The organism is Anabaena sp. PCC 7938 (assembly GCF_049315035.1).
In the GTDB taxonomy this organism is placed as follows: Bacteria; Cyanobacteriota; Cyanobacteriia; order Cyanobacteriales; family Nostocaceae; genus Anabaena; species Anabaena cylindrica.
In genome coordinates, this window is the sequence record NZ_CP186034.1 from 724295 (window position 1) to 748654 (window position 24360).

Genomic DNA, 24360 nt, shown 5'->3' on the forward strand with positions numbered 1-24360 from the left:
TGACATATTATCATAGTCACCAATTGGTGACAAGTAAATGAGAAGGATTTATGGCGCGAGATAAAGAAGAGACGAAAGCACGAATTCTGGCTGCGGTTGGTAAACTTTTGGCAGAATCAGGCTTTGAGCAACTAGGGGTAAATGCGATCGCTCGTGAAGCCGGGGTTGATAAGGTTTTGATTTATAGATATTTTGAAAATCTTCCCTCGCTGCTACAAACCTTTGGCAAGGAAGGCAACTACTGGATTACAGTTGCAGAATTAATTGCAGATGAAACTGTTTTTGATGATAAATCACTGGCTGATGCGATGGTTTTGTTGCTGACGCGCTTTCTATATGACTTGCAAGAACGACCTATCACCCAAGAAATTATCCGCTGGGAATTGCTTGAAGGTAATGAGTTAACCCATGAGTTAGCAACAGTGCGAGATCAGGTAGCGATTGAGAGTTTAAAATTTCTGAAGCAGAAGTATTCCTTCCCCCCAGATCAAGATATCCCTGCTATCAGTGCAGTTTTGATTGCGGGAATTGTTTATTTAGTTTTACGAAGCAAAGTTAACGACACATTTTTAGGAATTGATTTCAGTTCACCAAGCGGATGGCAACGAATTGAAGGAGCGATCGCATCTCTACTTGGAGGAATTGGAAAAAATGATGCTTAAGTGTTATTTACTTAATATACAATACTGAGTTTGTACCTTAGCCTATGCCTTCTGCCTATCTTTTATTGTCTCACGGTAGTCGTGACCCACGTCCAGAGATTGCTATGCGGCAACTGGCAAAGCTGATTAGTCAGAAGTTAGCAAATGGTGAAAATTTGGTAGGTATAGCGACTTTGGAGTTAAATATCCAACCGTTACATCAGCAAATTCAAGATTTTGCTAAAACGGCTTTGGCTTTGGGGTGTAAATGCCTAAAAATTGTCCCCTTGTTTCTAGTACCGGGAGTTCATGTGATGACAGATATTCCCGCAGAAGTGGCACTGGCTCAAAAAGCACTTGGTCAAGATATCATCATTGACCTGAAACCATATTTAGGTAATCACCCGGATTTAGAAAAATTGTTCACTCAAACAATGGCTACTATAAAAGTAGAAGCAGCGATTTTGTTAGCTCATGGTAGCCGTCGTTCTGGTTCTCAACAGCCAGTAGAAACTATAGCCATGAATTTGGGAGCAGTAGCTGCTTATTGGGCTGTAGCTCCTAGTTTAGAATTAAGGGTAAAAGAATTAGTTGCTGCTGGTCATAAGCAAATTGCAATTTTGCCATACTTTTTATTCACTGGTGGCATAACAGATGCGATCGCACTGGCAGTAGAAGAGTTAAAATTACAATTCCCTAGAGTAGCATTCAAATTGGCACAGCCTCTAGGAGTAAGTACAGAACTAGCTGATTTAATTTGGGATTTAGCAACAGAAGGGGAAAAAGTTTTTGGGTAAAGTTTATTTAATAGGTGCAGGCCCCGGAGATCCCGGACTCATGACCCTCAAAGGCAAAGGTCTGTTGGAATGTGCAGATGTAGTTATATATGATGCCTTAGTCAGTCCGGCAGTTTTGGCCATGATTAATCCCCAAGCCGAGCAAATTAACGCAGGTAAGCGGATGGGGAGACATTCACTATTGCAGGAAGAAACCAATCATTTATTAATTGAAAAAGCTCAGGATCATGCCATCGTCGTGCGCTTGAAAGGTGGAGATCCCTTTATATTTGGGCGTGGTGGCGAAGAAATGGCAGAATTGCTAGAAGCGGGAATTGATGTGGAGGTTGTGCCAGGGATCACAGCCGGAATTGCGGCGGCGGCTTATGCTGGTATTCCGCTTACTCATCGTCTGTATAGTTCATCAGTGACATTTGTAACGGGTCACGAGTCTGCGGGTAAATATCGACCGAAAGTCAACTGGCAAGCGATCGCGCAAGGCTCAGAAACAATCGTGATTTATATGGGTATCCACAATCTACCTTATATCGTGGAACAGTTGAGCATGGCTGGATTAAGTGGAGAGACACCAATTGGTTTGGTACGATGGGGTACTCGTCCAGAACAAGAAGAATTAATTGGTCAGTTAGGTACAATCGTCAAGCAAGTAGAAGAGACTGGATTTAGCGCCCCAGCGATAGCAGTAATTGGATCGGTCGTGAAGATGCACAGTATACTGTCTGGGTGTCGTCCACAGTAGTCTCAATCGAGCAAATATTAAACCATGTGCTGAAAAATGATTCTCAGTAAATCGCCTTGATTAACAGGCTTAGTCATACAACCAGAAGCTCTCACTAGCTTGGCTTTAGCTCTATCTACTAAGCTAGGTTTTTCTGTCACCATAATCACAGGTGTATTTCTAAAAGATGCCTGTTTCCGCAATAACCCACATATTTCATATCCATCTAAATTCGGCATAGACGCATCCAACAAAATCATATCTGGTTTGACGCGGAAAATTTCTACTAAAGCTTTTAAAGAATCTGTAACACCCATTACAGAAAATATTTGTTCATCTAAAAAACCTCTAATAGTATTTAGAACTACAGGGTTATCATCTACACAAAAAATAGTGTAATTCTTTTTGCCAGTAGGTCGTGCATAACTTGGCTTATGTCTGTCCGCAGTTACTAGTCTGTTACCGATTGGAGGTAATTGTACTTCAATCGTTGAACTTGTTTTTGGCTGATTATACTGCCAAAACTGCTCTGGAGATACTTTTACACCTGCTTCACACTTTTCGACTAATAAGCGTAAATTCAAATGGCAAAACTTGGGTAAATCATCCAGAAAACTTTCAGGGATAAACTCATAACTTCCTTCTTCTATTTTCAAAAATGAATCTAGAAACTCTAAAGACAATTGCTCAATCAGCATTGCCGCTTGTAAGGGGCTAAGATATTTCTCATTAACTAGCCAGCAAATAGCTAAATAATCTGGATTCGGTATTGTTTGATTTTCAACACCCTTTTCAAATATTGTCTGCAACTGCTCGTTAATCTCTCTAGGAAGAGTGGAATTGTTTTGACTTAACCTCTGTAAGTTTCTATATAGCGGCTCAAACATTTGCTCTGAGTAGCAGGCATAAATCAGCTTACCCTCTTGTACATATATTGACCAAGCCCCGGAAGTGCTAAATACTTGTAGACAGCCAGTAACAGACTTACTGGTGATTTTTTTTAAGAGGGATAGGGGCTGAAGCTTTTGGAAAAATCTGTATCTACTTATAGGAAGCGTTTTCATTAGCACGGCTTTAACATCAAATAAAAATTTGCAAATTAGAATTTGTGAATCACCCGTTGGGGATTCACACCGGTCTTTTTGGACGTACTGCCAGATCAAGATAGCGGTTTACATTGTGGTGAGTATAGCAAGCCTCTACTCTAGATACACAATACCCAACACCCCACACCCCACTCCTAAATGTCAAAGGCTGAAAAACCCAGAAAAGAGTATGCCAAAAATCAGGCTGACTTTCTGTATTTTCGCTAACCCGGCTCATCTAAGATTTTAAATCTCTTACTTTCTCGCAGTTGTTTAAAATCACACAGCTTTTCTTGCTGATCTAGGGGAGAAAATTTTCTACAACATCAATAACTGCTACAGTTACATAGACACAAACTATCTTCATTGTTATGGAGTTACGGTTTAGGGCTATTTTGCAGTTAGGTTTGAGGAGGACGGTAAATATCTAAAAAATAGCCATTTTTAGATAAATCGTAGATGCTCAATAATTACTTACTAAATTCAGGTTACTATAGATTTGTCAGAAAAATAAAAAAGTATTTTAAACCAATTATAAAAAATTGAAGTCAATAGTAAAAATAATTTTTTCCCGATGAATATATGTTACCAAGTATTTTTTACATCATCAGATTGTTTCTGATTAAAGTTACTCGTGATTACACCAATTTTAAAAAACAATGGTGACAACTATCAAACTCAAATTTATGACAAGTAAATATTTCACAATCCAAAAATCAAAATGGAATTACACGCTATCACAGATATAGCAATTCCCCTTCAAGTGAGGTGCAAGAAGTAAGAATTAAACACAGATAAACGCAGATAATTTGTACCTCATTAGACTAGGAAACGCTATAATTACTACAGTACAAAGTATCGTAAAAATAGTACGTACTATTTTCTCACCAACCGATTCCGGTCTAATCCCGTGTTTGTTTTATTCTTTTCAGCTTTGATAATTAACTATCAGGATGTTTATGGGTAATGCAATAATTACACAATTCAGCCAGGGGCAGCATGAGGAGTATTTATCTTTTGCCTGCTGTCTCCTAAATTTTCACACCTAACTGTTTAAAATGAACCAATTGTGATCAATAATTTCTTGATGCTACAAACCCCCGGATTTAACCGTGGGTCAATCCAAAATCCAAAATCCAAAATCGGATGACCGCCATTAATTTCCTAGTCGAAGAAAAAAGTGAACGCCTGGATCGCTATTTGTCTGAAGAATTGCCAGATGTATCACGTTCTCGTGTGCAACAGTTAATTGAACAAGGTCATGTGCAGGTTAATAACAAGATTTGCACTTCCAAAAAGATTCATCTCAATGCAGGCGATCGCATTTCCTTAGAAATTCCCGCAGCGCAACCTTTGAAATTGGTAGCAGAAGATATCCCCTTAGACATTCTCTACGAAGACGACCAGTTACTAATTCTCAATAAACCCGCAGGTTTGGTAGTTCATCCCGCACCTGGTCATCCTGATGGAACTTTAGTCAATGCTTTATTAGCACATTGTCCCAATTTACCGGGAATTGGTGGTGTACAACGACCGGGAATTGTTCACAGACTGGATAAGGATACTACGGGTGCGATCGCGATCGCTAAAACAGATATTGCTTATCAAAGCCTACAGGCACAACTGCAAGCAAAAACTGCCAAGAGAGAGTATTTGGGCGTGATTTACGGTGTCCCAAAAACGGAAAATGGGATTATTGACCTACCCATTGGTCGCAATCCCCAAGACCGTAAAAAAATGGCAATTATTCCCATTGAAGAAGGGGGAAGATCAGCAATCACCCATTGGCAAGTCCGAGAACGCCTCGGCAACTACACGTTAATCCACTTCCAACTAGAAACAGGACGTACTCATCAAATTCGTGTCCATAGCGCCAAGCTTGGTCATCCTATTGTCGGTGACTCAGTTTATGGTTCTGGTCGTTCCATAGGGGTAAATTTGCCCGGTCAAGCATTACACGCTTGGCAACTCAAGTTACAACATCCCATTTCTGGAGTTGCCATTCAAGTAACCGCAGATCTTCCCCATACATTTACAACTTTGCTCCAGGTTTTGCGCCGTAGATGACTAGGGATTAGGAAACTGAGTACCGAGTATTGAGTTCAGGAGAAACAATTAAATTTACTCCTGACTCCTGACTCCTGACTCCTGACTCCTGACTCCTGACTCCGAACTCCGAACTCCTAACTCCTAACTCCTAAATCCCCCCAGGGGGGAAGTTTAAAGAGACTCATAAATAATTTTGAAAAAATTTAGAAATGTAAATTTTACGTTCTGTAACAAAAACTACTAAAAGCGGGAAAACTGTAAAAATCCGTCAAAGTTAGTTCTGCTATGGATTTTTGGAATTATTAAAACATTCTTAACCCCTGAAAATTTTCTATTATTAACGGGTTTTATGAAGTTTTGTAACGAAAATATTAGACTTTTCTCAGTCAGACTCCTTGTATGTGAAGGAGTTGGGGCTTTTCTTATTCCCTCAACTTATTTATTCATAATTTGTAACAAATAATGGATCTATAGCATTGTATAAACATAAGCTGAAGGGGTTAAACAACAGACCAAAGTTAAACGATGCAACTAGTTCATTAGATTTGCGTGTTTCTCATAAAATTCACTCTGATTCTCATATTTATGGCTCATCATCATTGCCAAGGAAATGAGAACCCAAGTTGAGAGACAGTTTAATTGCAGTTCGTTGTCAGCCGTTTCTAAATTGATAAAACATCCGCAGTTTTAATCAAAACATCTCTCAACTAAGTAATTAGGAGATTTAGAGTCCATGACATTAGATGTATTTTCCAAGGTTGTTTCTCAAGCTGATGCTAGAGGCGAATTCCTCAGCACCGAACAACTAGATGCTTTAACCGCAGTTGTTAACGCAGGCAGCAAGCGTTTGGATACAGTTAACCGCATCACCAGCAACGCTAAAGATATTGTTACCAACGCAGCTCGTTCTTTGTTTGAAGACGAACCTAACTTGATCGCTCCTGGTGGTAACGCTTACACCAACCGTCGCATGGCTGCTTGCTTGCGCGACATGGAAATCATCTTACGCTATGTTACCTATGCAGCATTGGCTGGTGACGCTAGTGTTTTAGATGATCGTTGCTTGAACGGTTTGCGCGAAACCTACCAAGCTTTGGGTACTCCCGGTGCTTCAGTAGCTAAGGGTGTTGGCAAAATGAAAGATGCAGCAATCTCCATCGTTAACGATCCTAACGGTATCACCAAGGGTGATTGCAGCTCTTTAGTTTCTGAATTGGCTAGCTATTTTGATCGCGCTGCTGCGGCTGTTGCGTAATAACTTCAAATAGCCGATACGGCTAAAAGTTGGAGATTTTCTCCAAGTAAAAAAAAGCTAAGAAACAATTAAGGAGATAAGAAAACATGAAAACACCAATTACCGAAGCGATCGCAGCTGCTGATACCCAAGGACGTTTCCTGAGCAACACCGAATTACAAGCTGTTAACGGTCGTTTTGTACGTGCCGTTGCTAGTATGGAAGCTGCTCGTGGTTTGACAGCTAACGCTCAAAAATTGGTTGATGGCGCAACCAGTGCTGTATACCAAAAATTCCCTTACACCACCTCTACACCAGGCTCTCAATTTGCATCTGATAGCCGTGGTAAGTCCAAGTGCGCTCGTGACGTTGGTCACTACCTACGCATCATTACCTATAGCCTAGTTGCTGGTGGTACAGGTCCTTTGGATGAATTCTTGATTGCTGGCTTGTCTGAAATCAACAGCGCGTTTGATTTGTCTCCCAGCTGGTACGTAGAAGCTCTGAAGTACATCAAGGGCAATCATGGCTTGAGCGGTCAAGCTGCTAACGAAGCTAACACCTACATTGACTACGCAATCAACGCTCTAAGCTAGATAGCGTCATGCCCGGAGAGGGATGCAAATGCTGGATGGAATCAACCCTACGGGGTTAGCCAGTGGTTCGTGGGCAAGTACCCAAGACCGCACTGGATCACCTAGCAGTTGGATCTCGCCCCGGGCATAGTTTTATGTAGGTATAAATAACAAGCTTTATTCAGACAGCACTCGGTGATAAAAACCGTAGTGTAAATAAATAGGGGAAAAAAAATGGCAATTACAACAGCAGCATCTAGGCTGGGAACAGAGCCTTTTAGCGAGGCACGTCGAGTTGAACTGCGCCCCAACGCCAGCCGAGAAGAAGTCGAATTGGTGATCCAAGCTGTTTATCGGCAAGTCTTAGGAAACGACTATATCTTGGCATCAGATCGCCTGGTCAGCGCAGAGTCACTATTGCGCGATCGCAATTTTACAGTGCGTGAGTTCGTGCGGAGCGTTGCCAAATCAGAACTCTACAAAGCAAAATTTTTCTATAACAGTTTTCAAACCCGGTTGATCGAACTCAACTACAAACATTTGTTGGGTCGCGCACCATACAATGAGTCAGAAGTGACTTATCACCTAGACTTATATATTAACCAAGGTTACGACGCTGAAATTGACTCCTACATTGATTCTCAGGAGTATCAAAATAGCTTCGGCGAGAATGTAGTTCCCTACTATCGCGGGTTTGATTTTCAAGCTGGACAAAGTGCTGCTGGTTTTACCCGGATGTTCCGTTTATACCGTGGTTATGCCAACAGCGATACTGCTCAAGTTGAAGGCTCTAAATCTCGGTTAGCGCGGGAATTGGCTAGTAATACCTCTTCCTCAGTTGTTGGTCCTTCTGGCAGCAACAATAACTGGAGTTTCCGTGCATCTGCGGATAATGCTCCTAAGCAAAATTTAGGTAATGCAGTAGGGCAATCAGATCGCACTTACCGAGTTGAAGTAGCAGGCATTCGCGGTCTAGGCTACCCCAGCGTGCGACGAAGCAGCACAGTATATATTGTACCTTACGAAAGACTGCTAGACAAAATGCAGCAAATTCACCGTCTAGGTGGCAAAATCGTCAGCGTCATATCAACGTAAGGTAAATTGCTGTTGATCAGCAAAACTCATCAAGAGGAGATTTAGAAGTCATGTTCGGTCAAACCACACTTGGCGCTGGTAGCGTTTCTTCATCTGCAAGCCGGGTATTTCGTTACGAAGTTATAGGCTTGCGACAAAATCAAGAAACCGACAAGAATCAATTTAACATCCGTAGTAGTGGTAGCGTATTTATTACCGTACCCTACGGACGCATGAACGAAGAAATGCAGCGGATTACCCGTCTAGGTGGCAGAATCGTCAAGATTGAGCCGCTAACTTCAGCAGAGGAAAACTAAACGCCCTGGCAATGATAGAACCCAGTGCAGAAAAATATTCTGCCGAACACGGGCCACAGCTAACACCAGAGCTAGCAATCGCTAATCTGCAATCATCAGATTTAAGTCTCCGCTATTATGCTGCTTGGTGGCTGGGTAAGTTTCGAGTCAGTCAGCCAGAAGCTGTAGACGCACTAATAGCAGCGTTAGAGGATGAAGCCGACAAAACAGAACTTGGAGGTTATCCCTTACGACGCAATGCAGCCAGGGCGCTCGGTAAATTGGGTAACTCCAAAGCCGTACCAGCACTAATTAAATGCTTGGAATGCTCTGATTTTTATGTGCGTGAAGCAGCAGCCCAATCTCTGGAAATGTTGCGCGACACAACAGCAATACCAACACTGATTGAATTACTAGATGGGGGTGTTGCCCAAGCCGTGCAAGTACCTGGTCGTCCTCATCTCACCCAGCCTTATGAAGCGGTGTTAGAAGCCTTGGGAGAGCTTTGTGCAATTGAAGCTATCGACCTAATTAAGCCTTTTTTAAAGCATTCAGTCCCACGAGTACAATGCTCCGCAGCTAGAGCCATGTATCAACTCACACAAGACACTAGTTATGGTGAGCTATTGGTGAAAATGTTGGACGAAGGTGATTTAAAGTTGCGTCGCGTTGTTTTGGGTGACTTAGGGGCAATTGGGTATTTAGCAGCAGCAGAAGCGATCGCCCAGGCTAAAGCAGAAAATAGCTTCAAACTCATAGCCCTCAAAGGATTGTTAGAGCATCAACTTCTAGAAAAGTTAGATTCTTTGACTGTTTCTAATGAGGCAGTCCGGGTAATGAACCTGATGGATTCACTCTTATAGTCATTAGTCATTAGTTATTAGTCATTATTTAAATGATTAACAACCAATGACTATTGACTATTAATCATTGATGGTTGAGCAATGACTGAGGAACTAATTCGTGCTGTCACTTTGGCAGAAACACCAGCCCAAATGGTGACAGCAGTTAAAAATTTGGCAGCAGCTAAAGATCCAGCCGCAATTTCCACCTTAATTGCCGTTTTCGGTTACAACAACCCAACAGCCGCAGTAGTAGCAGCAGATGGATTAACCGAATTGGGAGAAATAGCAGTACCCCAATTACTCGATCAAATAGATGATTATAACTATGGCGCACGGGCTTATTCGATTCGCACATTAGCAGCGATCGCAGATCCCCGTGCAATAGACGTATTAATCACAGTTGCAGCCACTGACTTTTCCCCCAGTGTGCGCCGTGCGGCCGCTAAGGGACTCGGCAACTTACACTGGCATAAGTTAGATTTTCCCGAAAATCTCACCGCTATCAACCGCGCCTTAGATACACTGCTATTCATTTCCCAAGATACAGACTGGTCAATTCGTTATGCTGCCGTTGTCGGTTTACAAGCTTTAGCAAAAATTGCCGAAGTACGACAGTCAATCATGACTAGACTCCAAGAAATGCTGGCTACTGATGTTGAAAAGGCAGTTCGCGCCCGCGTTCAGTTGGCTTATAGTCAATAAGTTGCTTTTTATAGCATAAAAAAAGGTAAAAGTAAAGATGTCAATACCACTGTTAGAATATTCACCCTCCTCCCAAAATCAGCGGGTAGATGGCTACGAAGTACCCAACGAAGATACACCAACCATTTATCGCTTAAATACTGCTACCTCAGATGCAGACATTGATGCCATTATCTGGGCAGGATATCGGCAGATTTTTAGCGAACACCTAATTTTAGAAAGCTATCGTCAAAGCTTTTTAGAATCGCAACTACGGAATCGGGCAATTAACGTCCGCGATTTTATCCGGGGTTTGGGTAAATCAGATGTGTATCGCACCCAAGTAGCAGACACAAACTCCAACTATCGCTTAGTTGACATCACCTTAAAGCGGTTTTTAGGAAGGGCTGCTTACAACAAAGACGAAGAAATTGCTTGGTCTATTGTTATTGCTACCAAAGGTTTACATGGTTTCATTGATGCCTTGTTAGACTCTAGCGAATACTTGGAAAATTTTGGTGATGACATCGTACCTTTCCAACGTCGCCGTTACGGTTCTAGACCTTTTAACCTGGTTAATCCGCGATACAATGAATATTGGCGTGATACCCAAAACATCCGGGGAATGGCTGGTCGTTCCTTCTACAGCACCCGTACATCAGGAACTCTAACCACAGAAGATATTCGGAAGGCAATTCCTGCTAACTTCTTTGCCATGGCAGGGAAAATTATCACCACAGAACGTAACTATCAGCGCATAATGGCCTCAGTTAGTTCTCAAATCACCACAATGGAGATTCCCAACACCACCCGCGAAATAGGTACAGAACAACCAACTATTAAACCAGTTGCAGTTGCCTTGCCTTATCGCTACATACCTGGCAACCAGATGAATTAGAACTGACAACTCACAAATCACAAAAATCCTGAAATATGGCAATACCTTTACTAGAATATAAACCCAGTTCTCAGAACCAGCGAGTTTCTGGTTACGAAGTTCCCAACGAAGACACCCCCAAAATTTACCGCATAGAAGACTCTGCTGCGGGTGGTGAAGTCGAAGAATTAATTTGGGCCGCTTATCGGCAGTTGTTCAGCGAACACGTGATTCTGAAATTCTACCGCCAGATTAATTTAGAATCGCAGGTGAAGAACAAAGCTATCACCGTGCGCGACTTTATCCGAGGTTTGGCTAAATCTGAAGCTTTCCAAAGTTTGGTAATTCAGACTAACTCCAACTATCGCTTAGTAGAACTGGGACTAAAGCGGTTGTTAGGTCGTGCGCCTTACAACAAAGATGAAGAAATCGCTTGGTCAATCAAAATTGCTACCGTCGGTTGGTAATGGTTTTGTTGATGCTTTGCTAGATTCTGAAGAGTATCAAAGCAGCTTTGGTGAAAATATAGTTCCCTACCAACGCCGACGTTATAAAGATAGACCATTTAATTTGGTAACACCACGCTACGCTAACTACTGGCGTGACAAACTGGAAGAGGCACGGTATAAGCCCGGTAGTATTAGTGACTTCATGAAAATGGCTTCTTCCGTTAGTATCAGAACTGTTACCTATACACCCGTTAGCACAGCTAACATTAAAATTCCCGATACCACTAGGGAAACAGTACCCCAAGGTATTCCTGTTTCTATCAGTCCTAGTGCCAGTTTCCCTCTGCGCTAAATCTGGTAAATAGGTGTGTTACCTAATGCGGGAAAATAGTTAAAGCGTGAATGAGGAAGTTGAGTAATCAATCCTGTTTCCGTTTTCAAAGTCGAATTTATTAACAAGAGGAAAGACGCAGCATGGCACTGCCATTACTTCAATACAAACCCAGCAGTCAAAACCACCGGGTTAGCAGCTTCGGCGTTGCTGACACAAATGAAGATACTCCATATATCTATCGCTTAGAAGATGTTAGTTCTTACACTGACATTCAAAGCATCATTTGGGCAAGTTATCGCCAAGTTTTCAGCGAACATGAAATTCTCAAGTTTAACCGTCAAGGAACTCTAGAATCTCAACTGAAAAATGGCTCTCTCTCAGTCCGGGACTTCATTCGGGGTTTAGCCCAATCTGAGGCTTTCTATCGTTTAGTTGTTTCTGTTAACAACAACTACCGTTTAGTAGACATCACCCTCAAGCGCTTATTGGGTCGTTGTGCTTACAACAAAGAAGAAGAAATTGCTTGGTCTATTGTGATTGGGACTAAGGGATTTAGCGGCTTTGTTGATGCTTTGCTAGACAGTGAAGAGTACAGCAACAGCTTTGGTGATAATACTGTACCTTACCAACGTAAGCGCGGAGTAGGTCGCCCCTACAACTTGGTGACTCCTCGCTATGGTGTAGACTTCCAAGAAACAGCAGGTACAGTCAGAACCGACTGGCGCTTTACTGTGGAGAAATACTACACCCGCAAGGCGAAAGAAAAGCGCATGGCAGAAGGCGATCCTCGCAAATTTGCAGATTTGGCTGCGTCAGTATCTGCTAAGGGTAACTACGCACAAAAACTGTCTGCATTTGACATTGATTACATGAATGCAGTTCCTTATCGTGGTAGACGCTAAGATTCATAGTCTAATTACGTGACATCTCCTACTGGGTCTGGTTTTTACATTAATATGACAACAGGTTTGCAGGTTTTCTGTTGACCAGGTGTGATGTTAAGTGAAAACTAGACCTTTTGAATGGTAATTGGTAATTGGTAAGAGCAATTATCAAACATACTAGGGTTAGTATAGGTAATTTATTTCAATGTGATATCACCCATGAACCAGCGACTTACTCAAGAACAATTAAATAAAATCATTGCTGAAGTTCAAGGACTGCAATTACGTCGAGAAGCAGAACTTGACCAACAGCAAGTTAGGGAAATTTTACAAGATTTGAATTTAGCACCAGAGTTATTAGATGAAGCTTTGATTCAATTACGTCGTCGTCAAGCTTTAGAGGTGCAGCAACGTCGAAATAAGTTGATTATTTCTGGGGTGGTTGCGGTTGTTATAGCAATTATCGCATCAACAATATTTTTTAATCAACAGCAAACTTCTTTATTAACTAATGTTTCTGCACAACAAGACCGTATTACTTTAGCTGATAATGCTAATCTTCAAACTATCTCTCGGCAAACTAATCCAGAAGTTTTTTATCGTGTGGCTTTGAAAGATGCACCTATAGGTAAAAAGCTATCTCTTGCTTGTAATTGGATTGACCCCAGTGGTCTAATTGTTAAGCAAAATAAATATCAAACCCGTGAGGTTAAAACTTCTCCTTGGGATACTTACTGTCGTTATACTATTAATTCTGCTGCACCTGTTGGTGACTGGAAGGTGGAAATGTTTCTCGAAGGTAGGAAGATTAGCGATGAAACATTTGCGGTTCAATAGTTATGTTTTCCTATCATTTTATTGGGTATTGGGGTTATGGGCAAGAAAGGCTCACGCAAAGGCGCAAAGGCGCAAAGAAAGAAGGTGAGGAGGGAAAGTTTGTTTGGGATGTTGTTTATGTTGGGTGTGAGTCTGTAGCTTCGTTATTGGAAGATGCTATTGCGGGTATTTCTGCGGCTGGGGTTTTTGATCATCTTGATGTTTGGGTAAGGTTAGAAGAAGATAGGTTAATTTTGGGTAGGGAACCTTTTGGAAAGGTTTCTTTATTTTGGACTCGGCAAGGTGGGGTGATTTGGTTTGCTTCTCAGTTACAATTACTTTTAGAAGTTATTGAAAAACCGGAAGTTAGTATTTCGGGTTTATATGGTTATGGTTGTTTTTCTTATGTTCCTAATCCTCTGACTCCTGTTAATGAGGTGTTTTCTGTAGCTGCGGGTACTGAGGTAGTTTGGGAAGATGTGGGTTCTCCTCAATTTCGCAATATTTATCAATGGTGTGAATCACAGGAGGATATTCAGGATGAAAATACCGCAGTTTCTCAATTACAAGTTTTATTGAAAAGTTCGGCAGAAAAGCAAGTTGCTGATTTACCAGATGAACCTGTGGGGGTTTTTCTTTCTGGGGGTTTAGATTCTGCGGTTGTCGCGGCTTTGTTGGTACAGGCTGGGGTGAAGGTTCGCGCTTACACTTTAGATTTTGGGAAGTTTGGTATTTCTGAATATCCTTATGCGGAAAAAGTTGCAGAATTTCTCAATATTCCTTTAGTTAAGGTAGAGGCAAGTCCCAAGAATATTAAAAATGCTCTTGTTCCTACTATTAAAGCTTTAGATTTACCTTTTGGTGATGGGGTGACTGTTCCTTTATATCTCCTCAATCAAGTTGCTAGTCAGGAAACTCAGGTAATTTTTAATGGTGAGGGTGGTGATCAATTATTTGCTGGTTGGACTAATAAGCCTCTGATTGCTGCGGGTATTTATCAAGGGGAACATCCCAATAAAACAGAAGGTTTTATTCAACAATATCTCCGCACTTTTCACCGTTTTTGGGGGTATGAAGGGAAGGTTTATCAGCCAGATGTATATGCACAGATTCAGGGTTTAGATGCTCAGGAATGGCTTTTGGATGCTCTGGATAGTCATTTTTGCCCTTCTTTACTGCATCGCCTCCGTCGTGCCAGTTTGATGTTAAAAGGAGCGCAGAATATCCATCCTCGTGCGACTGCGTTGGGGTTTGCTCATGGGTTGGGAGTGCGATCGCTCTTTTGTGATTTAATTTTAGCAGAATGGACTTTTCAGCTATCCGGTGAACTCTGTTTACACGGTGCTTGTGAAAAATATATCCTGAAACGTGCAGTAGAAAATTGGCTACCACCGGAAATCGTTTGGAGACAAAAGCGGGGTATGGGTGTTCCCTTAACTTCCTGGTGTGTAAATGATTTTTGGCATGACATCGGTAATTGGCTAAATCCAGGTATACTAAAGGCAGAAAATATTTTTTACCCTGACATTGCATCACAAATTGTTACAGGACAATTAGGAGGAGCAATTCAAGGACGACGTGTAGGTGAGAGTCTTTGGTTACTAGTAATGTGGCAACTTTGGCGTGATCACGTTTTTGGTGAAAAATTAGGTACAAAGTCTTGGAATCATCCATTTATCTTACCTAGCTGGTTATGGAAAAATTACAAGCAATTCCAAATTTAGAACTCAACCTTGCTCAGGAGTTATTGGAAATTTACGGTTCTCCTTTGTATGTTTATAATGGCGATATTTTACGTCAAACTATTTTACATATTACTAAAGCTATTAATTATCCCCACACTAGGTTTCATTTCGCCAGTGTAACCAATGGCAATATTGCATTATTGAAGATATTTAAAAATGCTGGTTGGGGACTTCATGCTAATACCCCAGGAGATATTTATTTGGGTTTAAATGCGGGTTTTCATCCTCGTGATATTGTTTATAGTGGCAGTAATTTAAACCGTGAGGAAATGTCCCAGGTTTTAGATTGGGGTGTGACTACTCTCAATTTAGATAGTATTTCTCAGTTACGTTTGTTGTGTGAGGTTTTTTTGTCTCACGCAGAGACGCAGAGACGCGGAGAGAAAGAGGAGTTACTGATTGGTTTACGTTTGAATGTTTTGGAAGATAGTCGTATTGGTGTGCGTACTGAGGAATTTTCCCAAGCTGTTGCTATTACTAATGCAGCAGGTTTAAAAGTTTCGGGTTTACATTTTTATCGGGGAACGGGAACTAATGCAACAGATGCTTTTACGGTTGTTATTGATAATATTTTAGAAACTGCGAAAAAATTACCAGATTGGCAATATTTAGATTTTGGTGGTGGTTTTGGTTATCCATATCATCGTCAAGGTGCGGCTTTTAATTGGGAAATTTTTGGAGATGAGTTAAGTAGGAGAATTGGCAATTTAGATGAAAATATTAATTTGATTATTGAACCTGGACGCGCTGCTATAGCTGGTTGTGCCACTATGTTAGCTAAGGTTGTATCTGTGAAATGGCAAGGGGAAAAACAAATTATTGGTGTTGATTCTACTATTGCTAATCTTTCTGTACCTTCTGTACATGGTGGTTATCGGGAAATTGTTACTTGGGAAAATTCAACTTCCGAAATTTACATAACTGATGTTTGTGGAAATACAACTTATTCACGAGATTATTTAGGAAAAAATTGTCAACTTCCCGCTTTAGAAATTGGAGATATGATCGCTATTTTAGATGTCGGTGCTTATGGTTATGCTATGTCTTCACATTTTTTACATCGTCCTAAACCTGCGGAGGTTTTATTAGAAAATAGTACACATCGCTTAATTAGAAAGCGGGAAGATTACAGCATTTTACTGACTAATCAAATTATTACCCCATAACCAAAACCATGAAATGTATTAACTGCGGAACTGATAATAACCTCAAAGACAGAACAGCAAAGCAAGGAAGATGTAAACAATGTAATCATCCTTTTGCTTTTGAACCAACAAGCATGGGAACTGTGAAAATTACAGATCCTATGTTTGCGAAAATATTAGCTGATATTTCTGCTAATAACACTTTATATTTTACACCCAAACAATTTTTATATTTTTTAGATAATCGTATCCGTAAAAAAGGATTTAAAACAAGTTCATTTATCCCCATGTATTTGTTTTCAAATATTTGGATAACTGGCTTTGTTGGAGGAATGACGAGTGCTTTTTTACCAAATTCTTTTCTAGCTGCTAACTTACTTTATCAAACAGGTACAATTTTTTATTTATTTAATAACACTAAGTCTAGTAAATTAACTAGTGCTAGTCGTAACGCAAGTTCTAGATCATTACAATTCATAGGTATACTAATTTTAGTAGCAGGAATATCGTCTAGTTTGTTTATATTTAATTCTTTTATTGTCTTTTTTATTGTTGTAATTTTAGGAATGTTGTCAATATTCTTAGGAACTAGACAATTAGGGAAAGTAGGAAATTTACCACAAGAATTTTTAATTACTCAATCATATTTAGATAGTTGGTTAGAAAGATGGCAACAAATTAATGGTACACTTGATAAAGTTTTACCTGTACCACAAGAGAAAATTACACCTGTAGCTATTAACCCAGATGTTACAGTTTACAGTTTTGATAGGTTAATTGTTTGTGATAGTGCTACTATTGCTCAATTATTAATCGCTAATAACTTCCACTTTGAAAATAATTGTGCCATTCTCAGCATTAATGGTTATCCTCAAAGCATTTTTAACACGACAATGGAAATGCTAAGACGTAACCCTGATTTACAAGTTTTTGCTCTCCATGATTGTAGTCCTAAAGGTGTGAGTTTAGTGCATCGTCTCCGCACTAGTGAGAGTTGGTTTCTGAACAGCGATGTGAAAATTATTGATGTGGGATTATTACCACGTCAGATTCTTGCTAATAAGCGGGGAATGTTTGTGCAGAATTTAGCTAAAAAATCGACAGAATTACCTTTGGAGGTTCGTCAAAGTTTATCTAAAGAAGAGTTAGCTTGGTTAGATGCCGGTAATTTTGTAGAGTTGGAATCTTTCACTCCGCAAATGTTGATTAAAGTGCTGCGAAGTGGTATTTCTGGAAGTCTCAATTTAGAAAGTGATGATAGTAGTATGATTTTAATTGGTGATTCAGGAAATGATATTTATATGGTGGAAAGTTTTGGTTGAATAAAATATATTGCTATATACAATCCAGGCTATTTTATCAGTGTTCTTTTCTTGATTTTCAGTATTAATACTAAGGCTTTTAGGAGGACATACAAGTATGTACTAGCAAATGTACTGATGTTGTTATCTGTGTATAAGCAAGATAATTCTGATTAAAAGTCATTTCCTATACAGAACTTCCATGATGCCGTCTCATCTACTTGATTCCCAAGCGATCGCCTTGATCAATGCTAACGATGACAGCCAATCTCTAGTTATAATTGATTCTGGTCTACAAGACTCTGCGGTTTTGTTATCAGGCGTTAAAGAGGAAATAACAGCAATCGCTCTTAACCCAGAAAAAGACGGAATTCAGCAAATCACAGAAATTTTAGAACAGTTCCAGAGAATCACCACACTTCATATTGTTTCCCACGGTTCTCCAGGATGTTTATATTTAGGTAATAGTCAACTCAATTTAGATAACTTCAATAACTACGCTGCAAAACTGCAAACTTGGAAACCAGTATCTATCCTCATTTATGGCTGTAATGTAGCTGCTGGAGATGCTGGTGAAGAATTTATCACCAAACTACACCAAACCACAGGCGCAAAAATCGCTGCATCTACTACTCGCACTGGAAATGCAGCACTAGGAGGAAACTGGAAACTAGAAAAAACCACTGAACCAATGGCGATTCAGTTAGCTTTTGAGCCAGAGGTAATGGCAAATTATCAAGGTGTACTAGCAGATGGACAACTAGACCCCAGCTTTGGTGGCGGCGATGGCATCGTTACTACAGATTTTGGCGGTTACGAACAAGCTAGAAGCGTAACAGTTCAGTCAGATGGTAAGCTATTGGTACTAGCACAGACATCTGGAGGAGATATTTTAATCCGCTACAACCCAGATGGCACAATAGACAATACTTTTGGTTTCGGAACGGGTAAAGTTTATACAGTAACAGGCTTAGGCAATGCCGTCAGTGTGAAGCTACAGCCAGACGGTAAAATTCTCGTCTTGAGCAATAATTACAACGGTGGCAACCAAGATATGGTGGTGACGCGCTACAACACTGATGGTAGCCCAAACCCCTTTGGTAACTTTGGTAAAGTAACTATAGATTTTGGTGGTTATGAAAATGCTAAGACCTTAATCGTACAACCAGATGGCAAAATTCTTGTCGCTGGAGATAGTAACGGTCAAGTCGTCATCACTCGCTATCTCAGCAGTGGAGTAATTGACACTAGCTTCGGTAACGCTGGTAAACTTAATACTTATTTCCCCAATGGTGAAGTTACAAATTATATTGCCCTACAAGCCGATGGCAAAATCGTCGCAGTCAGCAACAGCTACAATAGTTCCAGCGGAAACAATGATATTTATCTAACACGCTTCAACTCAGATGGCACTGTAGATTATAGCTTTGGCAACTACGCACCAGTTATTACCAATTTGGGTGGTTATGAAAGTAAGGTCAACGTAGCTATACAAGCAGATGGCAAAATTGTCGTCGCGGCTTTGACTGACATGGGTGGTCAAACACAAATTGGGGTAGTTCGCTACAACATAAATGGCACATTAGACACATCTTTCGGTGGTGGTGATGGTATAGTTACCACCCCAATAAATTCTTACAGTTATGGCATGAACAATCTGAGCTTGGCAGTAGATACAAGCGGTAGGATTGTAGTTGCTACAAACACATATACCAACAGTAACGATAATATCGTCGTAGTTCGCTACAAACCCGATGGCACACTTGACACTAGCTTTGATGGCGATGGTATTGCTAACAATGACTTAAATAACAATAGTTACGACAGAGCAACAGCTTTGGCATTGCAAGCAGACGGTAATATTGTCGTAGTTGGTAGTACCTCTAGCTACAACGGCGACAATATTGCTGTTGTGCGTTATTTATCAGGTAGTATCAATGGCGGCGGACAGCTAGATACTAGCTTTAGTAGCGATGGTATCGTTACTACAGATTTTGGTGGATATGAAGAAGCCAGAAGCATCACCATGCAGTCAGACGGCAAGCTAGTTGTATTAGCACATATATCTACCTATGGTGATAGTTTAATCCGTTATAATACAGATGGCACTATTGACAATAGCTTTGGTTTTGGAACAGGCAGAGTTTACACAGGAACAGGCTTAGGCAATGCCGTCAGTGTGAAGCTACAGTCAGACGGTAAAATTCTCGTCTTGAGCAATAATGACAACGGTAGCAACTATGATATGGTGCTGACGCGGTACAACGCTGATGGCAGCTACGACAATAATTTTGGTAGCTACGGTAAAGCAAGCATAGATTTTGGTAGTTACGAAAATGCCAAGACCTTAATCATACAGTCAGATGGCAAAATTCTTGTAGCTGGAGATAGTAACAGTCAAGTCATAATTACTCGCTATCTCAGCAGTGGAGTAATTGACACTACCTTTGGTAACTTTGGTAAAGTTACAAGTATTCTATCTAACGGTGATGTTACAAATTATATTGCCATGCAAACCGATGGCAAAATTGTCGTAGTTAGTAACGGTTACAATAGTTACACTTATAGCTACGATATTTCTCTCAGTCGCCTCAACGCAGATGGTAGTCTTGATACCAATTTTGGTAACTACGGAAAAGTCAACACTAATCTCGGTGGATTTCATAACAAAGCCAACGTAGCTGTGCAAGCCGATGGCAAAATTGTCGTCGCCACTTTGACTGACAGCGGTGGACAACAGCAAATTGGCGTAGTCCGTTACAACGCCAATGGTGCATTGGACACTACCTTTGGTGGTGGTGACGGCATCGTTCTTACCCCACTTAATCTCAATAACTACTACGGGACTTCTGGCCCCAACAATGTCAGTTTGGCATTTCAATCGGGTGGCAAAATTCTGATCGGGACTACTGCATACAATGGGAACAATACCGATTTTGCCTTAGTGCGGTATAACTCAGATGGTAGCCTGGATAACAGTTTTAATAGTAATGGCATCGTTCTTAGTAACTTAGGTAATAACACTTATGAAAGAGCTACCAGTCTATTAGTGCAAGCAGATAACAATATTGTGGTAGCTGGCAGCACTAATAACAACAATGGTACTGGTGATCATATTGCCATAGTGCGTTACTTGGGTGCTGGTGGTAGTACTGGTGGCGCACCTGGACAACTAGATTCTAGTTTTAGTGGCGATGGCAAGGTAACAACTGATTTTGGCTTTTATGAACGCGCTGAGAGTCTAGCAGTACAATCTGATGGTAAGTTAGTAGTCTTGGCAAGTACCTCTAGTGGTAATACCTTAATTCGCTACAATCTTGATGGTACTGTTGATACTAGCTTTGGTGGAAATGGCTCAGTTCCCTATATTGGAGGCGGCTTCGTCGTTAGTGCAGTAACAGTTCAGTCTGATGGCAAAATCCTGGTCTTGAGCGGTAATGGCAACGGTAGCAACCAAGATATACGTTTGGAACGCTACAACTCCAATGGTAGTATCGACTCTAGCTTTGGTAATTTTGGCAAAGCAGTGTTTGATTTTGGCGGTAATGAATATGCCAGAAACTTGATTGTACAAACAGATGGCAAGATTTTGGTAGCAGGTGAGAGCAACGGTCAGGTGTTGTTAACTCGCTATCTTGCCACTGGAGTAATTGATAATACTTTTGGCGGTGGCACTGGCAGAGTCTTCACTAATTTGCCCAGTACCGAAATCAGTAATTATATTGCCCTGCAAAGCGACAATAAGATTTTGGTTGTCAGTCGCAGCTATAGCAATGACATTGTTCTGAAACGAATCAAGCAAGATGGCACTATCGATAATAGTTTTGGCAATTTTGGAGAAGTCATTACTAATCTAGGTGGTTTTGAGAATCCTAGAAGTGTTGCCGTTCAGGCAGATGGAAAAATTTTAGTCGCTGGTTGGACAGATTTTAGTGGTCTGCAAATTGCCCTAGTCCGCTACAATTCTAATGGTACTTTAGACACTAGCTTTGGTGGTGGTGATGGGATTGTTACTACACAACCCAATATCAACTACGCTTACAGTAATACTTACTCTTCACTTAACCTAGCAATACAATCAAGTGGCAAGATTATCCTAGCGGGTACTGTCTACAATATCGCTGCTGCTAACAGTGACCTACTAGCAATCCGATATAACATTGATGGTACTATTGATACGAGCTTTGACGGCGATGGCATTGTTACTACTAATATCAATGGTAACGGATTCGACTACGGCAAAACTTTAGCATTACAGGCAGATGGTAATATTGTCGTTGGGGGCTATACCTCGAATGGTGCTAATGACGATATTGCCCTAGTGCGCTATTTTGGCGGTAGTAGCTCTACTACCAATCAAACACCTATCAGCCTTAATCTCAGCTATAGCATAATTGCTGAAAATCAAGCTGTTGGTACAATTATCAGTTATTTTACCACTACTGACCCCGATATTGGTAATACTTTTACCTATAGCTTGGTTAGCGGTTCAGGTTCAGTAGATAACGGGCTTTTTAGTATCAGTGGTAATCAACTTAAATCTAATGCCGGCTTTAATTACGAAGGACAGAATAGTTATCGTATTCGAGTACGTACCACGGATCAAGGTGGTTTATTCTACGAAAAACAGTTAATAATTAACATTAGCAATGTTAATGAAACCCCTACAAACCTGACTATTAGTAATAGCAACGTTGCGGAAAATCAGGCAACTGGTACAGTTATCGGGGCTTTAAATACTACTGATCCCGATGCAAGTAATACCTTTACTTACAGTTTGGTCGCTGGTACAGGATCAACAGATAATGCTCTCTTTACTATTAGTGGTAATCAACTCAAATCTAATGCTATTTTTGATTATGAAAGTCAGAATAGTTATAGTATTCGGGTACGTACCACAGATCAAGGTGGATTATTCTCAGAAAAACAATTAACCATTGGTATTACTAATGTTAACGATGCACCAACTAATCTGACTATTAGTAATAGCAATGTTGATGAAAATTCAGCAGTGGGAACATTAATTGGTAATCTGAGTACTAGTGATGCTGATTTAGGTGATGCTCACACCTATCAATTTGTCTTACCTGATAACTCCTTAGAAACTACTTACAGCCAGTTTCAAATTGTCGGGAATCAGTTATTAGTCAATGGTGCTTTGAACTACGAAAACACACCCAGTTATAACCTCATCATTCGTACCACTGACTCACAAGGATTATTTTTTGATCAAGGCTTTTCTATTACTATTAATAACCTTGATACCGTTATTAACGGTACATCTGCTAATGAAAGCTTTAACACTACAGATGAAAAAGATATCATTGATGCAGTTGGAGGCAATGATAGTATTAATAGTACCTTTGATAACTTACAACAAAATGACACAATCAATGGTAATGCTGGCACAGATACCTTAATTGTTAGTGGAGGATCTGTAACTGATGGTCTAACAATTGATTTAAATAATTTCACAAATCAATTGTTAAATATAACTGGGACTACCGTATTAAACTTTGAAGTTTTTGATTTCAATAGTTTTGTCGGTAGTGTGAATTTTACCGGAAATAGCCTCAATAATTATATTAAAGGTGGATCTGGAAATGATACCTTTAACGGTGGTGCAGGTGCAGATACATCAATTGGTAGTTTAGGTAATGATGTCTATTATGTTGATAATGTCGGAGATATCGTTACTGAATTAGTAAATGAGGGAACAGATACGGTTTATAGCACTATCAAATATACATTAGGTGCTAATCTCGAAAACCTCATCTTGCAAGGTACAACTGCTATTAATGGCACTGGAAATGCGCTCAACAATAGCATAATAGGTAATATTGCAGCTAATATTCTCAGTGGTGGAACAGGTGCAGATACATTGATTGGTGGCTTAGGTAATGATGTCTATTATGTTGATAATGCAGGGGATACTGTTACTGAATTACTAAATGAAGGTACTGATACGGTTTACAGCACTATCAGCTACACATTAACTGGTAATGTGGAAAAACTCATCTTACAGGGTACAACTGCTATCAATGGAACCGGAAATGAACTGAACAATACTATTACAGGTAATAGTGTTGATAATACTCTCATTGATGGAGTTGGAAACGATACCTTGAACGGTGGAACAGGTGCAGATGCATTGATTGGTGGTGTAGGTAATGATATCTACTATGTTGATGATTCTGGGGATATTGTTACTGAGTTACTGAATGAGGGTACAGATACTGTTTATAGCACTGTCAGCTATACCTTAGTTAGTAATGTCGAAAAACTCACATTACAGGGTACGACTGCTATCAATGGTACTGGAAATGCTCTCAACAATACCATTACAGGTAATAGTGGGGACAATATTCTCATTGGTGATTTAGGTAATGATACGTTGACAGGATTAACAGGTGCAGACCAATTCACCGGAGGTAAAGGTAATGACACCCTCAATCTGGGTTTAAATGATGGAGTTACAGATATTGTTAATTATGGCTTCGGTGATGGGGTTGATAAAGTCTATCAGTTTGTGCGTGGTGGTTTAGATGTGGGTGGTGATCGCTTACAATTTACTGGCATTACTAATATTGATGTGATCACTATCGGTTCTAATACAGAAATGCGTGTTAGTGATGGTATTTCTGGTACTGCTACAGGTCAATTATTAATGACTTTGTATTCTACTACTGGTTTTACAGCTAGTGATGTCAATGTCAATTTGTTTGGTGCTAATTTCTTGTTTAGCTAGAGTAAACCTTTAATTAGGACTTAATTAATAGAAGTCAGGGGTCTGGTTTATCTTGTAGTTAAGATC

General features: G+C 40.3%; 18 protein-coding genes and 1 pseudogene. 18 read left to right on the forward strand and 1 reads right to left on the reverse strand.

Going from position 1 to position 24360, the window contains the following annotated elements; all coding sequences use genetic code 11:
• The first annotated feature begins 50 nt into the window (after positions 1-50).
• Genes ACOWPH_RS03575 through cobA form a run of 3 tightly spaced genes read left to right on the forward strand, consistent with a single transcriptional unit; the run spans position 51 to position 2177 of the window.
• Complete coding sequence (locus tag ACOWPH_RS03575) at positions 51-662, forward strand: TetR/AcrR family transcriptional regulator (RefSeq protein WP_015214027.1); 612 nt, start codon at positions 51-53, stop codon at positions 660-662.
• A gap of 44 nt (positions 663-706) precedes the next feature.
• Positions 707-1438, forward strand: a complete 732-nt coding sequence (locus tag ACOWPH_RS03580) for a sirohydrochlorin chelatase (RefSeq protein WP_015214028.1) — start codon at positions 707-709, stop codon at positions 1436-1438.
• On the forward strand, positions 1431-2177 hold the full coding sequence (cobA, locus tag ACOWPH_RS03585; RefSeq protein WP_015214029.1) for a uroporphyrinogen-III C-methyltransferase: 747 nt from the start codon (positions 1431-1433) through the stop codon (positions 2175-2177). Before ACOWPH_RS03580 ends, cobA begins: the two co-directional genes overlap by 8 nt.
• 17 nt (positions 2178-2194) lie before the next feature.
• Here the strand turns inward: cobA and ACOWPH_RS03590 are convergent, their stop codons facing one another.
• On the reverse strand, positions 2195-3220 hold the full coding sequence (locus tag ACOWPH_RS03590) for a response regulator (protein WP_015214030.1): 1026 nt from the start codon (positions 3218-3220) through the stop codon (positions 2195-2197).
• 1167 nt (positions 3221-4387) lie between these two features.
• Between ACOWPH_RS03590 and ACOWPH_RS03595 the strand changes: the two genes are divergently transcribed.
• The 15 genes and pseudogenes from ACOWPH_RS03595 to ACOWPH_RS03665 all read left to right on the forward strand — a co-directional run bounded on the left by ACOWPH_RS03595 (position 4388) and on the right by ACOWPH_RS03665 (position 24294).
• Positions 4388-5308 (forward strand): RluA family pseudouridine synthase, encoded by a 921-nt coding sequence (locus ACOWPH_RS03595; protein WP_015214031.1) that lies wholly within the window; start codon positions 4388-4390, stop codon positions 5306-5308.
• Between the two features lie 715 nt (positions 5309-6023).
• The gene (locus ACOWPH_RS03600; RefSeq protein WP_015214032.1) at positions 6024-6545 is read left to right on the forward strand and encodes a phycocyanin subunit beta; all 522 of its coding nucleotides are present in this window, start codon (positions 6024-6026) and stop codon (positions 6543-6545) included.
• A gap of 86 nt (positions 6546-6631) precedes the next feature.
• Positions 6632-7120: a phycocyanin subunit alpha gene (cpcA, locus tag ACOWPH_RS03605; RefSeq protein WP_015214033.1), complete on the forward strand. Its 489-nt coding sequence runs from the start codon at positions 6632-6634 to the stop codon at positions 7118-7120.
• Positions 7121-7333: 213 nt separating this feature from the next.
• A complete protein-coding gene (locus tag ACOWPH_RS03610) occupies positions 7334-8194 on the forward strand; it encodes a phycobilisome linker polypeptide (RefSeq protein WP_015214034.1) in 861 nt (286 codons plus the stop codon).
• Positions 8195-8244: 50 nt separating this feature from the next.
• Positions 8245-8490: a phycobilisome linker polypeptide gene (locus ACOWPH_RS03615; protein ID WP_015214035.1), complete on the forward strand. Its 246-nt coding sequence runs from the start codon at positions 8245-8247 to the stop codon at positions 8488-8490.
• A gap of 11 nt (positions 8491-8501) precedes the next feature.
• Positions 8502-9332, forward strand: a complete 831-nt coding sequence (locus ACOWPH_RS03620; RefSeq protein WP_015214036.1) for a HEAT repeat domain-containing protein — start codon at positions 8502-8504, stop codon at positions 9330-9332.
• Between the two features lie 81 nt (positions 9333-9413).
• Positions 9414-10016: a HEAT repeat domain-containing protein gene (locus ACOWPH_RS03625; RefSeq protein ID WP_015214037.1), complete on the forward strand. Its 603-nt coding sequence runs from the start codon at positions 9414-9416 to the stop codon at positions 10014-10016.
• A gap of 37 nt (positions 10017-10053) precedes the next feature.
• On the forward strand, positions 10054-10893 hold the full coding sequence (locus ACOWPH_RS03630; RefSeq protein ID WP_015214038.1) for a phycobilisome rod-core linker polypeptide: 840 nt from the start codon (positions 10054-10056) through the stop codon (positions 10891-10893).
• A 35-nt stretch (positions 10894-10928) separates the two neighbouring features.
• Positions 10929-11673 (forward strand): annotated as a pseudogene (locus tag ACOWPH_RS03635) (phycobilisome rod-core linker polypeptide).
• 122 nt (positions 11674-11795) lie between these two features.
• On the forward strand, positions 11796-12557 hold the full coding sequence (locus ACOWPH_RS03640; RefSeq protein ID WP_015214040.1) for a phycobilisome rod-core linker polypeptide: 762 nt from the start codon (positions 11796-11798) through the stop codon (positions 12555-12557).
• Between the two features lie 201 nt (positions 12558-12758).
• Positions 12759-13376 carry a hypothetical protein gene (locus ACOWPH_RS03645; protein WP_015214041.1) on the forward strand — a complete coding sequence of 206 codons (618 nt, stop codon included), beginning with the start codon at positions 12759-12761 and terminating at the stop codon, positions 13374-13376.
• Between the two features lie 2 nt (positions 13377-13378).
• Positions 13379-15079, forward strand: a complete 1701-nt coding sequence (locus tag ACOWPH_RS03650) for an asparagine synthetase B family protein (protein ID WP_015214042.1) — start codon at positions 13379-13381, stop codon at positions 15077-15079.
• Positions 15049-16266, forward strand: a complete 1218-nt coding sequence (locus ACOWPH_RS03655) for a diaminopimelate decarboxylase family protein (RefSeq protein WP_015214043.1) — start codon at positions 15049-15051, stop codon at positions 16264-16266. Before ACOWPH_RS03650 ends, ACOWPH_RS03655 begins: the two co-directional genes overlap by 31 nt.
• 8 nt (positions 16267-16274) lie before the next feature.
• Complete coding sequence (locus tag ACOWPH_RS03660) at positions 16275-17567, forward strand: hypothetical protein (RefSeq protein WP_015214044.1); 1293 nt, start codon at positions 16275-16277, stop codon at positions 17565-17567.
• Positions 17568-17748: 181 nt separating this feature from the next.
• On the forward strand, positions 17749-24294 hold the full coding sequence (locus ACOWPH_RS03665; RefSeq protein WP_015214045.1) for a DUF4347 domain-containing protein: 6546 nt from the start codon (positions 17749-17751) through the stop codon (positions 24292-24294).
• Positions 24295-24360: the final 66 nt, after the last annotated feature.

What these genes read in the sequence shown, in the direction of transcription:
- ACOWPH_RS03595 (WP_015214031.1), top strand. Translation starts at nt 4,388, where the DNA reads ATGACCGCCATTAATTTCCTAGTCGAAGAAAAAAGTGAACGCCTGGAT.
- ACOWPH_RS03625 (WP_015214037.1), top strand. Translation starts at nt 9,414, where the DNA reads ATGACTGAGGAACTAATTCGTGCTGTCACTTTGGCAGAAACACCAGCC.
- cpcA (WP_015214033.1), top strand. Translation starts at nt 6,632, where the DNA reads ATGAAAACACCAATTACCGAAGCGATCGCAGCTGCTGATACCCAAGGA.
- ACOWPH_RS03640 (WP_015214040.1), top strand. Translation starts at nt 11,796, where the DNA reads ATGGCACTGCCATTACTTCAATACAAACCCAGCAGTCAAAACCACCGG.
- ACOWPH_RS03580 (WP_015214028.1), top strand. Translation starts at nt 707, where the DNA reads ATGCCTTCTGCCTATCTTTTATTGTCTCACGGTAGTCGTGACCCACGT.
- ACOWPH_RS03655 (WP_015214043.1), top strand. Translation starts at nt 15,049, where the DNA reads ATGGAAAAATTACAAGCAATTCCAAATTTAGAACTCAACCTTGCTCAG.
- ACOWPH_RS03575 (WP_015214027.1), top strand. Translation starts at nt 51, where the DNA reads ATGGCGCGAGATAAAGAAGAGACGAAAGCACGAATTCTGGCTGCGGTT.
- ACOWPH_RS03650 (WP_015214042.1), top strand. Translation starts at nt 13,379, where the DNA reads ATGTTTTCCTATCATTTTATTGGGTATTGGGGTTATGGGCAAGAAAGG.
- ACOWPH_RS03610 (WP_015214034.1), top strand. Translation starts at nt 7,334, where the DNA reads ATGGCAATTACAACAGCAGCATCTAGGCTGGGAACAGAGCCTTTTAGC.
- ACOWPH_RS03660 (WP_015214044.1), top strand. Translation starts at nt 16,275, where the DNA reads ATGAAATGTATTAACTGCGGAACTGATAATAACCTCAAAGACAGAACA.
- ACOWPH_RS03665 (WP_015214045.1), top strand. Translation starts at nt 17,749, where the DNA reads ATGATGCCGTCTCATCTACTTGATTCCCAAGCGATCGCCTTGATCAAT.
- ACOWPH_RS03645 (WP_015214041.1), top strand. Translation starts at nt 12,759, where the DNA reads ATGAACCAGCGACTTACTCAAGAACAATTAAATAAAATCATTGCTGAA.
- ACOWPH_RS03615 (WP_015214035.1), top strand. Translation starts at nt 8,245, where the DNA reads ATGTTCGGTCAAACCACACTTGGCGCTGGTAGCGTTTCTTCATCTGCA.
- ACOWPH_RS03590 (WP_015214030.1), bottom strand. Translation starts at nt 3,220, where the DNA reads ATGAAAACGCTTCCTATAAGTAGATACAGATTTTTCCAAAAGCTTCAG.
- ACOWPH_RS03600 (WP_015214032.1), top strand. Translation starts at nt 6,024, where the DNA reads ATGACATTAGATGTATTTTCCAAGGTTGTTTCTCAAGCTGATGCTAGA.
- ACOWPH_RS03620 (WP_015214036.1), top strand. Translation starts at nt 8,502, where the DNA reads ATGATAGAACCCAGTGCAGAAAAATATTCTGCCGAACACGGGCCACAG.
- ACOWPH_RS03630 (WP_015214038.1), top strand. Translation starts at nt 10,054, where the DNA reads ATGTCAATACCACTGTTAGAATATTCACCCTCCTCCCAAAATCAGCGG.